This window comes from Streptosporangium sp. NPDC053982, assembly GCF_055585205.1.
On record NZ_JBVJKQ010000006.1, the window covers coordinates 358,522 to 372,048 of the forward strand.

10 protein-coding genes are annotated in these 13,527 nt (G+C 73.6%); 3 read left to right on the top strand and 7 right to left on the bottom strand.

What is annotated here, in order from left to right; all coding sequences use genetic code 11:
- Window positions 1-132 precede the first annotated feature (132 nt).
- Window positions 133-2,709, top strand: a complete 2,577-nt coding sequence (locus ACZ6W9_RS13330) for a glycoside hydrolase family 3 N-terminal domain-containing protein (protein WP_470117857.1) — start codon at window positions 133-135, stop codon at window positions 2,707-2,709.
- 141 nt (window positions 2,710-2,850) lie between these two features.
- Here the strand turns inward: ACZ6W9_RS13330 and ACZ6W9_RS13335 are convergent, their stop codons facing one another.
- The 3 genes from ACZ6W9_RS13335 to ACZ6W9_RS13345 form a co-directional block, all read right to left on the bottom strand.
- Window positions 2,851-4,161 carry a hypothetical protein gene (locus tag ACZ6W9_RS13335; RefSeq protein ID WP_470117859.1) on the bottom strand — a complete coding sequence of 437 codons (1,311 nt, stop codon included), beginning with the start codon at window positions 4,159-4,161 and terminating at the stop codon, window positions 2,851-2,853.
- Entirely contained in the window at window positions 4,154-4,855 is a 702-nt protein-coding gene (locus ACZ6W9_RS13340) for an RNA polymerase sigma factor (protein WP_470117861.1), read from the bottom strand. The genes ACZ6W9_RS13335 and ACZ6W9_RS13340 overlap by 8 nt, the downstream gene beginning before the upstream one ends.
- Before the next feature lie 261 nt (window positions 4,856-5,116).
- The gene (locus tag ACZ6W9_RS13345) at window positions 5,117-6,517 is read right to left on the bottom strand and encodes a family 16 glycosylhydrolase (RefSeq protein WP_470117863.1); all 1,401 of its coding nucleotides are present in this window, start codon (window positions 6,515-6,517) and stop codon (window positions 5,117-5,119) included.
- Between the two features lie 296 nt (window positions 6,518-6,813).
- On the opposite strand from ACZ6W9_RS13345, the gene ACZ6W9_RS13350 reads away from it, so the two are divergent.
- Window positions 6,814-6,975, top strand: coding sequence for a hypothetical protein (locus ACZ6W9_RS13350; protein ID WP_179818717.1), 162 nt, complete (start codon window positions 6,814-6,816; stop codon window positions 6,973-6,975).
- 401 nt (window positions 6,976-7,376) lie between these two features.
- The gene (locus ACZ6W9_RS13355) at window positions 7,377-9,167 is read left to right on the top strand and encodes a glycosyl hydrolase (RefSeq protein ID WP_389955498.1); all 1,791 of its coding nucleotides are present in this window, start codon (window positions 7,377-7,379) and stop codon (window positions 9,165-9,167) included.
- Window positions 9,168-9,336: 169 nt separating this feature from the next.
- Here the strand turns inward: ACZ6W9_RS13355 and ACZ6W9_RS13360 are convergent, their stop codons facing one another.
- From ACZ6W9_RS13360 to narH, 4 genes are all read right to left on the bottom strand, one after another.
- A complete protein-coding gene (locus ACZ6W9_RS13360) occupies window positions 9,337-9,918 on the bottom strand; it encodes a nitrate reductase molybdenum cofactor assembly chaperone (protein ID WP_470117865.1) in 582 nt (193 codons plus the stop codon).
- Between the two features lie 460 nt (window positions 9,919-10,378).
- The gene (gene narI, locus ACZ6W9_RS13365) at window positions 10,379-11,107 is read right to left on the bottom strand and encodes a respiratory nitrate reductase subunit gamma (RefSeq protein WP_389955492.1); all 729 of its coding nucleotides are present in this window, start codon (window positions 11,105-11,107) and stop codon (window positions 10,379-10,381) included.
- The gene (narJ, locus tag ACZ6W9_RS13370; RefSeq protein ID WP_389955489.1) at window positions 11,104-11,730 is read right to left on the bottom strand and encodes a nitrate reductase molybdenum cofactor assembly chaperone; all 627 of its coding nucleotides are present in this window, start codon (window positions 11,728-11,730) and stop codon (window positions 11,104-11,106) included. Before narJ ends, narI begins: the two co-directional genes overlap by 4 nt.
- Window positions 11,727-13,496 (bottom strand): nitrate reductase subunit beta, encoded by a 1,770-nt coding sequence (narH, locus tag ACZ6W9_RS13375; protein ID WP_389955487.1) that lies wholly within the window; start codon window positions 13,494-13,496, stop codon window positions 11,727-11,729. Before narH ends, narJ begins: the two co-directional genes overlap by 4 nt.
- Between the last annotated feature and the right edge of the window lie 31 nt (window positions 13,497-13,527).

The window sequence follows — 13,527 nt, forward strand, 5'->3', positions numbered from 1 at the left end:
CCCCGGGCCCTCCGCCGCGGCGTCCCGGTCCCGGACCGGGACGCCGTACCCGTGCCGTGCCGCCGGCCGGCACGACGCCCGCCCCGCCGACGACCCTCGTGAAGGGGACCGAACCCTGTGAAGGGGACCGAAGTGCGCACCTCCCTCCCACCCGGCCGCCGGGCCCGGCTCCGCGCCGGGCTCACCGCCGCGCTGCTGGCCGCCGGGATGTCGATCCCGGCGGCGACCACCACGGCCGGGGCCGCGTCCGGCCCGGGAACCGCGACGGGGGCCACGACCGTGGCCGGAGCGGGAACCCCGGCCATGGCCGGCCCGGGAGCGGGGCTCCGGGCCACGGCCGGAGAGCCCTACCGGGACCCGTCCCTGCCGGTGGCGACCCGCGTCGCCGACCTGCTCTCGCGGATGACGCTGGACGAGAAGATCGGCCAGATGACCCAGGCGGAGCGCGCCTCCGTCACCGCCGCCGACATCACGGCCTACCGGCTGGGCTCCCTGCTGTCCGGCGGCGGCTCGGCGCCCTCCCCGAACAACGCCGCCTCCTGGGCCGACATGTACGACGGCTTCCAGCGGGCCGCCCTCGCCACGCCGCTGGGCGTCCCCCTCGTCTACGGCGCGGACGCGGTGCACGGCCACAACAACGTGGTCGGCGCCACGATCTTCCCGCACAACATCGGGCTCGGCGCCACCCGGGACCCCGAGCTGGTGCGGCAGATCGGCCGGGCGGTCGCCGAGGAGGTCTCCGGCACGGGCGTCGACTGGGACTTCGCCCCCTGCGTGTGCGTGGCACGCGACGACCGGTGGGGACGCACCTACGAGTCGTTCGGCGAGGTGCCCGAGCTCCCCGCGTCGATGACGACGATCGTCACCGGACTGCAGGGCTCGCAGCTGGGCGGCCCGGCCTCGGTGATGGCCACCGCCAAGCACTACGTCGGAGACGGCGGCACGGCCGGCGGGGATGACCAGGGCGACGCCCGCCTGACCGAGGCCGAGCTGCGGGCGGTCCACCTGCCGCCGTTCAAGGCCGCGGTGGATCGCGGGGTCGGCTCGGTGATGGTCTCCTACAGCAGCTGGAACGGCGTCAAGACGCACGGCGACCGGTACCTGATCACCTCCGTGCTCAAGGGCGAGCTGGGCTTCACCGGGATCGTCGTCTCCGACTGGAACGGCGTGGACCAGATCGACGGCGCCGAGGGGCTGTCGGCCACCGACGTGCGCACCGCGGTCAACGCCGGCGTCGACATGGTGATGGAGCCCCAGGCGTGGAAGCAGTTCATCACCCTGCTGCGGGCCGAGGTGCAGGCCGGGCGGGTGGCGACCTCGCGGGTGGACGACGCCGTACGGCGCATCCTGACCAAGAAGTTCGAGCTGGGACTCTTCGAGAAGCCGCTGACCGACCGGTCCTACACCTCCACCGTGGGCAGCGCGGCGCACCGCGCCCTGGCCCGCCAGGCGGTGGCGAAGTCGCAGGTGCTGCTGAAGAACAGCGGGAACGTCCTGCCGCTGACCGCCTCCGGCGGGAAGATCTTCGTCGCAGGCAAGAGCGCCGACGACATCGGCGTCCAGAGCGGCGGCTGGACCGTCACCTGGCAGGGCTCCACGGGGAACATCACCCCCGGCACCACCATCCTCCAGGGCATCCGCGACACCGTCGGCTCGGCGGCGACGGTGACCTACAGCCGCGACGGCAGCGGCGTCGACGGCTCCTACCGGGCGGCGATCGCCGTGGTGGGCGAGACCCCGTACGCCGAGGGCCAGGGCGACCGCACCGGATCCATGGGCCTGGACGCCACCGACCTGCGCACCCTCGACACGCTGCGCCGGGCCGGGGTGCCGCTGGTCGTGGTGCTGGTCTCGGGCCGCCCGCTGGACATCGCCGCCCAGCTGCCCGGCTGGGACGCCCTGGTGGCCGCCTGGTTGCCGGGCACCGAGGGGCGGGGCGTCGCCGACGTCCTGTTCGGCGCGGTCAAGCCCACCGGGAAGCTGCCGATGACCTGGATGAGCGACGTGAGCCAGCAGCCGATCAACGACGGGGACGGCAAGACGCCGCTCTTCCCCTACGGCCACGGCCTGACCTACCGGGACACGCCCGCCGACACCGCCCCGCCGTCCGCGCCCGGTGTGCCGGTCGCGTCGGAGGTGACGTCCTCGCAGGTCGAACTGTCCTGGGCGGCGTCGAGCGACGACGTCGGCGTGACGGCCTACGACGTCGTACGGGTGCAGGGCACGACCGAGACCACGGTGGCGACGCAGGCGGCCCCCTCGGCGACGGTCACCGGCCTGTCCGCGGGCACCGCGTACACGTTCGCGGTCTACGCCCGCGACGCGGCGGGCAACCGCTCGCCCAGGTCCGGCACAGTGAACGTCACCACGAGGGCCGGGAACGGCGGCGGGGGATGCCGGATCACCTACGCCGCCGGCGACTGGGGCGGCGGGGGCTTCGGGGCCACCGTCACCGTCGCCAACACCGGAACCTCCGCGATCAACGGCTGGACGCTGCGGTTCACCTTCCCCGGCGACCAGCGCGTCACCCAGGGCTGGTCGGCGACCTGGTCACAGTCGGGCGCCGACGTCACCGCGACGAGCCTGTCGTGGAACGCCTCCCTCGCGCCCGGCGCCTCGACCGGCATCGGGTTCAACGGCTCCTACGGCTCCGGCAACCCGGCCCCGGCCGCGTTCACCCTGAACGGCACGCCCTGCTCGGTGTCCTGAGAACCCGGACGGCCGGCGTCCTGTATGGGGCCGGCCCCGACCGGCGTCCCGGGGCTCCGCGCGGAGCCCCGGGACGCCGGTCGGGCCGCCGGACCCTCCGGCCGGGACCGCGTCCGGGTGCCCGCGCGGACGCCGCCCCGCTCAGGAGGGCCCGGGGACGCGGGGCAGCCGGGACACCGGGGTCACGGCGGGCCCGTCGTCCGTCCAGCCCGCCTCCAGCACCACCTCCACCTCGTCGCCGGCCGCCCCCGGCCGGCCGGAGGTGGTGCTGGACAGCACCTGGGAGGTGCCCGGGTCGATGACCAGCGTCCGCCGGAAGGGCACGGGGGTCCGCACGGTGAAGGAGAACGCCTCGCCCGCCCTGCCCCGCACGTCGGCGGCCCGGCCCAGGTAGCGGACGTCCGGCGACTCGGCGAGGGCCCGGTAGGCGGCGGCGCGTACGGCGGGCGGGGACGGCTTGCTCCACAGCAGACCGCTCAGCGCGTCCGCCACGAGACCCCCGTCCACCGCGGCCCGGCCGGCCCCGCCGGTCCCGTGGGTCCCGTGAGCCATGCCGGCCTCGCCGGTCGTGTCCCCGATGCCCGCCGTGCCACCCGGCACGGTCCCGTCGCCGCCCGTCGTGCCGTGGTCCGTCGTGCCGGGGGCGGGCGGCTCCGCCACCGTCCCGGTCACCAGGTCCCGCAGCGCCCGCGGGTCGGACGGGAGGCCCTCGACCCGCCGCAGGGTCATCCCGTGACCCGCCATGCTGAAGGGCGCCTCGCCGGTGATCTCCGTGAGCTCGCCCCCGCCCGGGGACGTGGACAGCCTCGCCGGTCCGTTCCGCCACTCCGACGGGGAACCGTCGCGGCGCCAGGCCGCCTCGTCGGCCTCGCCCGCGGGACGGACCCCCAGCGCCCGGGAGGCGGTCCAGGCCCGGCCGTCCCGGGCGGCCCACAGCTCGGTCAGCCGCCACTCCACCACGCGGTACCGGTCCGGGCCGCCGCCCAGCGGTTCCGGCAGGGTCCGCCGGCGCAGCTTCGCGACGTGCCAGTAGGCGCCGGCCGCCGTCGTCCCCGCCCCGGCCCCGGCCCCGGCTCCGGCTCCGGCTCCGGACTCGGCCGAGGTGGCCGCCGCGAGCAGGATCGACCGCCCGGAGAGCCCGGAGAGCCCGGCGGCCCCTGTGCCGGGCCCGCCGGATCCCGGGCCGCCGGACCCCGGAACCCCGGACGTCACCGGGACCGCGATCACCGCCGTCGCCGCCGCGACGGCGACGGCGAGGCCGGCGACCGCCATCGCCCACGGCGGCCGCGGACGGCGGGAGCCGCTCCCCGCCCCGATCCCGCTCCTCGCGCCGGCTTCGCCCTCCGCCCCGGCGCCGATCGCGGCATCCAGCCTGGCGCGCACCCGGGCCTCGGCGAAGGGGCCGGCCTGCGGCTCGCCGTACAGCTCGCGGACCCTCTCCAGCTCATCCACGACCGGCCTCCTCGGCGTCGAGCATCGGGTTGACGCCGCCGAGCGCGGCGCGGAGCTTCCTTCTGGCCCGGTTCAGCCGCGAGCCGACGGTCCCGTACGGGATGCCGAGAGCGGTGGCGATCTCCTCGTGGCTCAGTCCGGCCAGGGCGACCAGGAGCAGCACGTCACGGTCGCGGCGGTGCAGCCCGGCCAGGGCCGCCGCCAGCTCCGGCCGCAGGCTCTGCGCACTCACCCGTACGGTGACCCGCTCCTCGTGGCCCGGATGGTCGGGGTCGGGGCCGTGCCGTCCGAGGGCGCGCAACGTGCGCACCTCGACGCGGCGGTGCCTGCTGACGAGGTTGGTGGCGATGCCGTACAGCCAGGCCCGGACGCCGGCGCGGGAGGGGTCGTAGCGCGCCCGCTTGCGGAACGCGGTGAGGAACGTCTCGGCGACGACGTCCTCCGCGGCGTCCGGGCCGAGCCGCTGGGCGACGTAGCGGTGGATCTCCCCGAAATGGGCGTCGAAGACCGCGGTGAACCGCTCCGGGTCGTCCAGGGGGAGCCGGTCGGTTCCGGCGTCCCCCACCGGGCGGGCGGCCTGGCACATCGTCGTCACGACGGTCTCCGGTCGGGTGCGGCCCTCGGGTCCCGTCTGGCGGATCCCCGTCGCGGCGAGGATCCACCGGGCGGACCCTGGGCGTGGTTCGGCGGTCACCCTTTCCTCTCCCGATCCGCCGCCGCGCTTTCACGCCCGTGCGGCGGTCGCCTTCCCGGGCCGGTTTCCCGGCATGCCTGCCTGTCCCACCGGCATGTCACAGCCCATCCGACCCGGCCCCGGCCGCGGTCACCCTGAACGGCACGCCCCGCACGGTGTCCTGAGGGGACCGTGCGGGGCGCACCCCGGGACGCCGCGGTGCCCGGGGAGTGCCCCGCACCGGGGCCGGAGTTCCGTCGGCGGGACGGCCGCTAGCTCCGCTTAGCTCCGCTTCCAGACGCGGACGTAGTCGACCTGGAAGTCCGCGGGGAACCGGGTGGCGGCGTCGGGGTCACCGAGCCAGCCGCCCACGTGGAAGGTGAACCGCAGGTGGTACGGCTTGCTGAACGCCGAGTCGAACCACGAGGTGGTCGTGCGGTCCCGCTGCCAGACCTTCCGGCCGTCGATGTACCACCGCATCACCCCGGGTTCCCACTCGGTGGTGTAGGTGTGGAAGCCGTCGCCGGGGTACCCGGTGGTGAAGGGGAAACGCTGGTCCTGCTTCACCTGGGGACTGTAGCTGTTGAAGATGGCCTGGGTGGCCGCCGCGTAGTACGCCGACCCGCCGGGCAGCTCCATGACGTCGATCTCACCGTTGGCGCCGTCCTCGGGGCGGAGCCAGAAGGCGGGCCACAGCCCGGTCGAGCCGGTCGGGCCGTTGGGCGACTTGGCCCGTACCTCGAAGCGCCCATAGGTGAACGAGAGCCGCTTCATGGTGGTGAGGTAGGCGGTGGTGTAGGCGCGGGTCTCCGAGCCGCAGGTGCGCGTCTCCTTCCGCGCCGTGAGGAAGAGCGACCCTCCCGAGACACGGACGTTCTCCGGCCGGTTGGTGATGCAGGCCCGGTCGAAGTCCACGCGGGTGTTGTTCCGTGCCTCCCACGTCGAGGTGTCCAGAGACGCGCCGTCGAACTCGTCGGCCCAGACTTTCGTCCAACCGGCCGGGCCACCGGTCGAGGAGGCCGTCGGCGTCGGGCTGGACGTCGGGGACGCGGTCGGTCTCGGTGTGGGGCTGCCGGTGGGGGGCGGCGAGGCGGTGGAGGAGGGGTCGTAGGTGATGACCAGACGGGGCCTGAGGGAGGCGGAGGAGTTCTCCCGGGAGGCCCAGTAGGTGCGGGTGGTGCGTGCCGTCTGCATGACGGTGAAGACGAGCTTCCCGTTGCCGCGGACGGCCTCGGAGACGTCCCAGGCGTTGTATCCGGCGGTGACGGCGGTCCTGGTGTCCAGCGCCGCACCCGGCGTGCCCCGGTCGGCCCATGAGCCGTCACCGGTGGCGTCCCCGGTCGTGGTGTGCGCCGTGGTGGTCGCGGTGTAGGCGTTCCAGGAGTACAGCTGGAGGCTCGCCCTGATGTTCCGGGCGCCTGCGGGAAGCCCGCTGACGTCGAACGCGACGACGGCGTCACGCTGTCCCCGGGAGTTGCCCTCGCACGTCGCGGGGCAGGTGGCGAGCGTCGTCTTGACGCCGTTGTCACCGTCCTGCGTCACCTGGGTGATCGTCGTGTCGGCGGTGCTCGCGACGGTGAGCGTCGAGGACGACGCCGTGCGGGCGGTCCCGGTGCCCGTCCACAGGGCGCCCGCGACCACCAGGGAGGACACGGACACGGCCAGGAGTTTTCTGGTTGACATGCTGCCTCGGTGAGCTGGGGGGAATGGTCGGCCCCGGCGGCCGTACGGCGCGCGCCGGAGCGATCCGCACGCGGTGGACGGCCCTCACCTGCTCCGTGGAGGCCGGTACCCGCCGCGGTCTGGAGGAGAACCATACTGTCCTCCTCCGGCCCGGACGGAAGAGGCGATCGACGGCTCCGAACGCGTACGGGCAAGTTCCGTGCGCGGATCGGCAAGGCGCGGACGGCTCCGCAGCGGTCGGCCGCGGGTTAAACGAACTGCGAAATGTCGGTGGGGCAGGCAAGAATGATCTCATCATGGTCATCTCACCTTCGCTCCCCTTCGCGGCCACGACGTCCCCCAACGGCGACATCGTGGTCTTCTACGTCGGTCCCGAGCCGCGCATGACGCCCGAGCAGGCGCTCGCGTTCGCCGACCGGCTGCGCGACATGGCCGCCGAGCGTCTCGCGCCCGCCTGATCCCGTACCTGCCCGTCGCGTGCCCCCGGCCGGTTCCGGGGTGTGCGGCGGTGATCCTTCCACCTCGCCCCGGGGGGACCGCCGTGTCCCCGGCGTGCCCTCCAGGGTCTCCACGCGGTCACCGTACTTCCTGAACCGGTAAAGGAAAGCCTTTTCCTGGATCGTCCGAAAGGCTTCCGAAACACGGGGTCAGGTGAAACTTTCACGTGCTGTTCGAGGTAGCGGCAGGCCCTATCCCGGATGTTTGACAGCTGAACCGGTTTAGTTCAACCATCCTCGTACCCCGCCGACGGGCCGCCGCGCCGACCGGTGTCCCGGCCGGGCCGCGGCGCGCCGCTCCGTTCCACGGGAGAGGCGCGCCGCCCGGGGCACCCCCCACCCTCGTACGCCCAGGAGATCGCATGAGAGATCATGGACGGCGCGTCAGAGCCACTCTGACGAGCCTCACGGCGGCGGTGGCCCTGCTGGCCGCCGTGCTGGTCGCACTGCCCGCCGCGCAGGCCGCCGCGGCCCCCTGCCGGGTGCTGTACCAGGTCGTCAACGACTGGGGCTCCGGTGGCACCGTCAACGTGACCGTCGTCAACGACGCCCCCACCGCCGTCGACGGCTGGACGCTGACCTGGACCTTCCCCGGCGGACAGACCGTCAACGACATGTGGAACGCCACCCACGTCCAGTCCGGCGCGACGGTCTCGGCGAAGAACGTCTCCTACAACGCCGCCATCCCCGGAGACGGCGGCTCGGCCGGTTTCGGCTTCAACGTCACCTACAACGGCTCCCCGGCCGCCCCGGCCGCCTTCACGCTGAACGGCGCGGCCTGCGGCGGCGGCACCGGCCCGACGACCACCCCCACCCCGGACCCGACCGTCACCCCCACGGCGACCCCCACGGTGACGCCCACGACCACGCCCACCGTGCCGCCCGGCAACCTGGCGCTGAACCGGCCGGCCGCGTCCTCGTCGAACGAGAGCTCCGCCCAGGGGCCCGGCCTCGCCGTGGACGGCGACCCCGGCACCCGCTGGTCAAGTCTCTACAGCGACCCGCAGTGGATCCGGGTGGACCTGGGCGTCGTCCGCCCCGTCGTCCACGTGACCCTGAACTGGGAGGCCGCCTACGCCAAGGGCTACCAGATCCAGGTCTCCGACGACGCGGTGAACTGGACGACGGTCTACAGCACCGTCACCGGTGACGGCGGGATCGACGACCTGACCCTCTCGGGCAGCGGGCGATACGTCCGGATGTACGGCACCGCCCGCGGCACCTCCTGGGGCTACTCCCTCCACGAGTTCGAGGTCTACGGCGTCGCGCCGAGCCCGTCGCCCACGCCCACCGGCCCCGCCTGCGGGCAGACGCCCGCCGACCAGGCCGCGAACTCCAAGGCCAGGAACCTCCTCTGCTACCTGAAGACCCACTCCTACATCAGCGGCCAGACCGACGCCCCCGACGCCGACCGGGTGAAGTCGCTGACCGGGCGCTACCCGGCCATGGTGGCCTTCGACTTCATGGAGTACACCCGGGGAAGCGTCCAGACGCAGAGCGTCATCGACTGGTTCGGCTCCCACCGCGGCATCGTGGCCTTCCAGTGGCACTGGTACTGCCCGCGCGGCGGCAACTACTCGGCGCCCTGCGACTTCGTGCCCGACCTCGACAACCCCTCGTCCAAGCTCTACCAGGACATCGACCTGGTCGTGCGGGAGCTCAAGAAGATGGGGGACGCCGGCATCCCCGTCCTCTTCCGCCCGCTCCACGAGAGCAACAACAACTACATGTGGTGGACCAAGAAGGGCGCCGACGCCTACAAGCGGCTCTGGAGGCTGATCTTCCAGCGCGCCCAGGCGGCCGGGGTGCACAACGTACTGTGGGTCTTCAACGGCATGGCCAGCGGGCAGGGCACGTCGCTGGCGTCGTGGTACCCGGGTGACGCCTACACCGACCTCGTCACCTCCGACTACTTCCAGAGCTCGGGCGACTTCAACACCTGCCGGTCCATCGGGAACAACAAGACCGTGGGCGTCGCGGAGACCTTCAGCCCCCTGAACCCGTCCTCCGACTCGCCCTGGCCCTACTTCGTCGTCTGGGCCTCGCGCGACTGGAACGGCAGCGGCAAGGACGTCCAGTCGCTGTGGAAGGCGTCGATGGCGAACCCGAGGACCATCTCCATCGACCAGCTTCCCGACATCACCAAGTGGTGAGCCGGGCCGGCCCGCCGTACGGCGTCATCGGGCGGTGAGCCGGCCGGTCCGCGGAACCCCCGCCGGAACCCCTTTCCGGGACCTCCGCCCGGAACCCCCGCCTGGAATCTTCGCCTGGAACCCCCGTTCGGCGCCTGACCTCTCCGGCGCCGGGCGGGGGTTCCCGCCGTCATCGGGCGGTGGACCGGCCCCGCGCGACGCAGGGCACCGCGCGCCGCTCGCGCGGGCCGGGCGGGGGGAGGGTCGCCTGCACCGCCGCCACGACGTGGGCGTACGGCGACCCCTCCGTCTCAAGCTCTTCGCGCAGCGCCGTCAGGGCCGCGCGGTGCTCGCGCAGCAACTGCACGGCGGGCTCGACGGCGCCGCGGGCCGACAGCTCGCACACCGTCGCCAGGTGGTCGGCCGGCTCCTCGCCGGACAGGCCGAACCCCGCGGTGCGGAAGGCGCCCTCGAATCGGTGCATGGCCCCCTCACGTTCGGCGGCGTCATCGGAGGAGTGGCAGGTCAGGCGGAAGCGGCGGCTCCGCTCCGGGCCGAGCACCGCGGTGTGGTGCAACTGCAGGGCGGTCTGGGACGTGGCCGCCACGTGGACGAGGAAGGCGGTCAGCCGGTTGCGGACCTCGCCGAAGGGGAGCGTGGCGACCGACCTCGCCAGGAGCGGCCACGCCTCCCGCAGCCCCTCGTCGGGCCGTCCGAGCAGCACCGAGGCGACCATGTGGGCGGTGCGCACCCCGCCGTCGAGAACGCTCATGACCGCGGGGCACCCGCCGCGACCTGTGACGGCGCCGGCGACGCCGCGGCCCGTGACGCTGCGGCCCGTGACGACATGGCGCCCGCCGTGGCTTGTGACGGCGTCGGTGCCGGCGTGGCCGACGGTCCTCGCCCGGTCGTCTCCCGGGCGGCCTGTCGGACGGTCATCATCGTGGGAATCCCTTCCGGATCCTCTGGCGTCTGGCGTCGGGCATGCGGGGATCAGCTTGGCGGGCCGGCCGGCCGGCGCGGCAGAGTCTTTGGTCGGGCCGCTCGGGACCAAGGTCCCTAAATGCGCATAAAGAATGAAAATTCCAGCGATACGGCCGGTCGGCCGTCATCATGTCGGGCGGCCGTGCGGCGGGCCGTGCGGGCCGGTCAGCGGGCCGTGCGGCGGGCCTTCCGCGGGCCTTCCGCGAGGGCCGTACGGTGGGCGCTCGCCGTACGGCCCGCGGAGCCCGTCAGCGGGTCGGCTCCCACCCGCGCCGGGGCGCCGCCAGACCGCGCCGGTCGTCCCGGCTGCGGTAGACGATGTAGGGGCGGGTGAGATAGCCGATCGGGGCGGTGAGCGCGTGGACCAGCCGGGTGAACGGCCAGATCGCGAACAGCACCAGCGCGCTGAGCGCGTGCAGCCGGAACAGCGGCGGGGCGCCCGCCATCAGCTCCCCCTCCGGACGGAGCAGGAAGACCGACCGGAACCACGGGGAGACCGTCGTGCGGTAGTCGTAGCCGCCGCCGAGGACGTTGGCCACGACCGTGGCGGCCAGGCCGAGCGCGATGGTCAGGGCGAGCACCGCGTACATGAGCTTGTCGTTGCGGGTGGTGGCGGTGAACACCGGGCCGACGGTGCGGCGCCGGTAGACCAGGATCGCCAGGCCGCCCACGGTCGCCACACCCGCGAGCGTGCCGAGCACGACGGCCGTGACATGGTAGGCCGTCTCGCTCACCCCGGCGGCCTCCGTCCAGCTCTTGGGAACCACCAGCCCGCCGACGTGGCCGAGGATCACCAGGAGCAGGCCGAAGTGGAACAGCGGGCTGCCGGCCCGCAGCAGCCGCGACTCGTACATCTGCGACGACCGCGTGGTCCAGCCGAACCTGTCGTAGCGGTAGCGCCACACGTGGCCGAGCGCGAACACGGTCAGCGACACGTAGGGGACCGCCACCCACAGCACGGTGTCCAGGGCGTTCACCGGTCGCCGCCCGCGATCGAGTAGGGCTCCAGCCCGACCTCCTCGGCGGGCGGCCCCTCGGCCGCCAGGCGCAGCGCCGCCTCCCGCTCCCACGGACGGGCCGGCGGGAGGGTCGCCTGCACCGCGGCCACGACATCGGCGTACGGCGACCTCTCCTCCAGCAGCGCCCGCGCGAGCACCGCCAGGCCCGCGCGGTTCTCGCGCAACAGCCGTACGGCGGGTCCGACGGCCCCGCGCGCCGACAGCTCGCACACCACCGCCAGGTGGTCGGGCAGCTCCCCGCCGGAGAGGTCGAACCCCGCCTCGCGGACCGCGTGCTTGAACCGCAGCAGCGCCGCGCCCCGCTTCCGGGTGTCGCCGTGGGCGTAGTACGTCAGGTACGGGCAGCAGCGCCGTTTCAGGTCGAACGTCGCCACGTAGTGCGCCTCCAGCTCCGGCCGCGGGGTGGCGTCCAGGTGGCGGAGGAAGGCGGCCAGCCGGGCGCGGACCTCCCCGGGGGGAAGCGTCCCCACCGATCGGGCGAGGAGCGGCCGCGCCTCGTACAGCCGTTCGTCGGGGTAGCCGAGCAGCACCGAGGCCACCATGTGGGCGGTGCGCAGCCCGGCGTCGTCGAGAGCGCTCATGACATCCTTCCATCCTCGTGGCGGGGATCGTCGCGGCGGGAATCGTCTTCGTGGCGGAGGCCGTCGTCGGGACGCGGACCGTCACCATGGCGGCCGGGGCCGCCGTCCTGGCCGGGGCCGTCGTCGCGGCGGGGGAAGAGTCCCTCGGGGACGCCCCTGCCGTCCCAGTTGAGGAGGTTGACCCGGCCGCGGAGCCGGTCGGCCTCGGCCAGGTCCCCGGCGGTCTGCCGCTCCTTGAGCGCGTGGAAGGTCTCCACGGAGGCCGGCGCGGGCGGGCCGGACGCCTCACCGAACGGGCCGCCCATGCCGGGGCCGCCCTCGATGTCGAGGCTGCACCCGGTCATCGTCTCCTCCAGCCGCGCGCCCTGCTCGGCGTGCGCCCGGGGGATGACGTAGCGCTCGTCGTAGGCGGCGATGGCCAGCAGCCGGTACATCTCCTCGATCCGCTCACCGGTCATGCCGACGGCCTCGGCGATCGAGGGGTCCGGTTCCTGTCCGAGGTTGTCGCGCCGCATGTGGGAGCGCATCGCCGCCAGCCTGCGCAGGACCGCGCGCACCGGCTCGGGGTCGCCGGCGGTGAACAGCCCGGCCAGGTAGCCGATCGGGATGCGCAGCGTCTCGATGGCGCCGAACAGGTTGCCCGCGTCCTCGCCGTCGTGGCCGGTGCCGGCCAGCGCGTCGACGACCGGCGACAGCGGCGGGATGTACCAGACCATCGGCATCGTCCGGTACTCCGGGTGCAGCGGCAGCGCGACGCCGTAGTCGAAGATCAGCTTGTGCACGGGGGAGCGGCGGGCGGCCTCCAGCCAGTCCTCCGGGATGCCCTGCGCCCTGGCCGCCGCGACCACCTCGGGGTCGTGCGGGTCGAGCAGCACGCTCCGCTGCGCCTCGTACAGGTCCTTCTCGTCCGGTACGGCGGCGGCCTCGGCGACCCGGTCGGCGTCGTACAGCAGCAGGCCGATGTAGCGCAGCCGCCCGACGCACGTCTCGGAGCAGACGGTGGGGATGCCCACCTCGACCCGCGGGTAGCAGAAGGTGCACTTCTCGGCCTTGCCGGTGCGATGGTTGAAGTACACCTTCTTGTACGGGCAGCCGGTCACGCACATCCGCCAGCCGCGGCAGCGGTCCTGGTCGACCAGGACGATGCCGTCCTCGGAGCGCTTGTACATCGCGCCGGAGGGACAGGAGGCCACGCATGAGGGGTTGAGGCAGTGTTCGCAGATGCGCGGCAGGTAGAACATGAACGCCCGCTCGAACTCCAGCCTCACCTCCTCCGACACCGTGCGCAGCACCGGGTCGGCGGGGACCAGCTCCGGCCCGCCGGCCAGGTCGTCGTCCCAGTTCGCACTCCAGGTGATCTTGGTTTCCTCGCCGGTGATGAGCGACCTGGGCCGCGCGACCGGGGTGTCGTCCTGCGCGGGGGCGGAGAACAGCCGGTCGTAGTCGTAGGTCCAGGGCTCGTAGTAGTCCTGGATCGACGGCATCAGCGGGTTGGCGAAGATGGACAGCAGCTTGCGCACCCGCCCGCCGGCCCGTAGCCGGAGCCGACCGCGCCGGTTCAGCTCCCAGCCGCCCCTCCACTTCTCCTGGTCCTGGTAGGTGCGCGGGTAGCCCTGGCCGGGACGGGTCTCGACGTTGTTGAACCAGACGTACTCGACGCCGGCCCGGTTGGTCCACGCCTGCTTGCAGGTGACCGAGCAGGTGTGGCAGCCGATGCACTTGTCGAGGTTCATCACCATGGCGAGCTGCGCCATGACCCTGGTCATCGCCCGCCCACCTCCTTCCTCCTGGGAAGCC

What these genes read in the sequence shown, in the direction of transcription:
- ACZ6W9_RS13345 (WP_470117863.1), bottom strand. Translation starts at nt 6,517, where the DNA reads ATGTCAACCAGAAAACTCCTGGCCGTGTCCGTGTCCTCCCTGGTGGTC.
- ACZ6W9_RS13350 (WP_179818717.1), top strand. Translation starts at nt 6,814, where the DNA reads ATGGTCATCTCACCTTCGCTCCCCTTCGCGGCCACGACGTCCCCCAAC.
- ACZ6W9_RS13355 (WP_389955498.1), top strand. Translation starts at nt 7,377, where the DNA reads ATGAGAGATCATGGACGGCGCGTCAGAGCCACTCTGACGAGCCTCACG.
- ACZ6W9_RS13360 (WP_470117865.1), bottom strand. Translation starts at nt 9,918, where the DNA reads ATGAGCGTTCTCGACGGCGGGGTGCGCACCGCCCACATGGTCGCCTCG.
- narJ (WP_389955489.1), bottom strand. Translation starts at nt 11,730, where the DNA reads ATGAGCGCTCTCGACGACGCCGGGCTGCGCACCGCCCACATGGTGGCC.
- narH (WP_389955487.1), bottom strand. Translation starts at nt 13,496, where the DNA reads ATGACCAGGGTCATGGCGCAGCTCGCCATGGTGATGAACCTCGACAAG.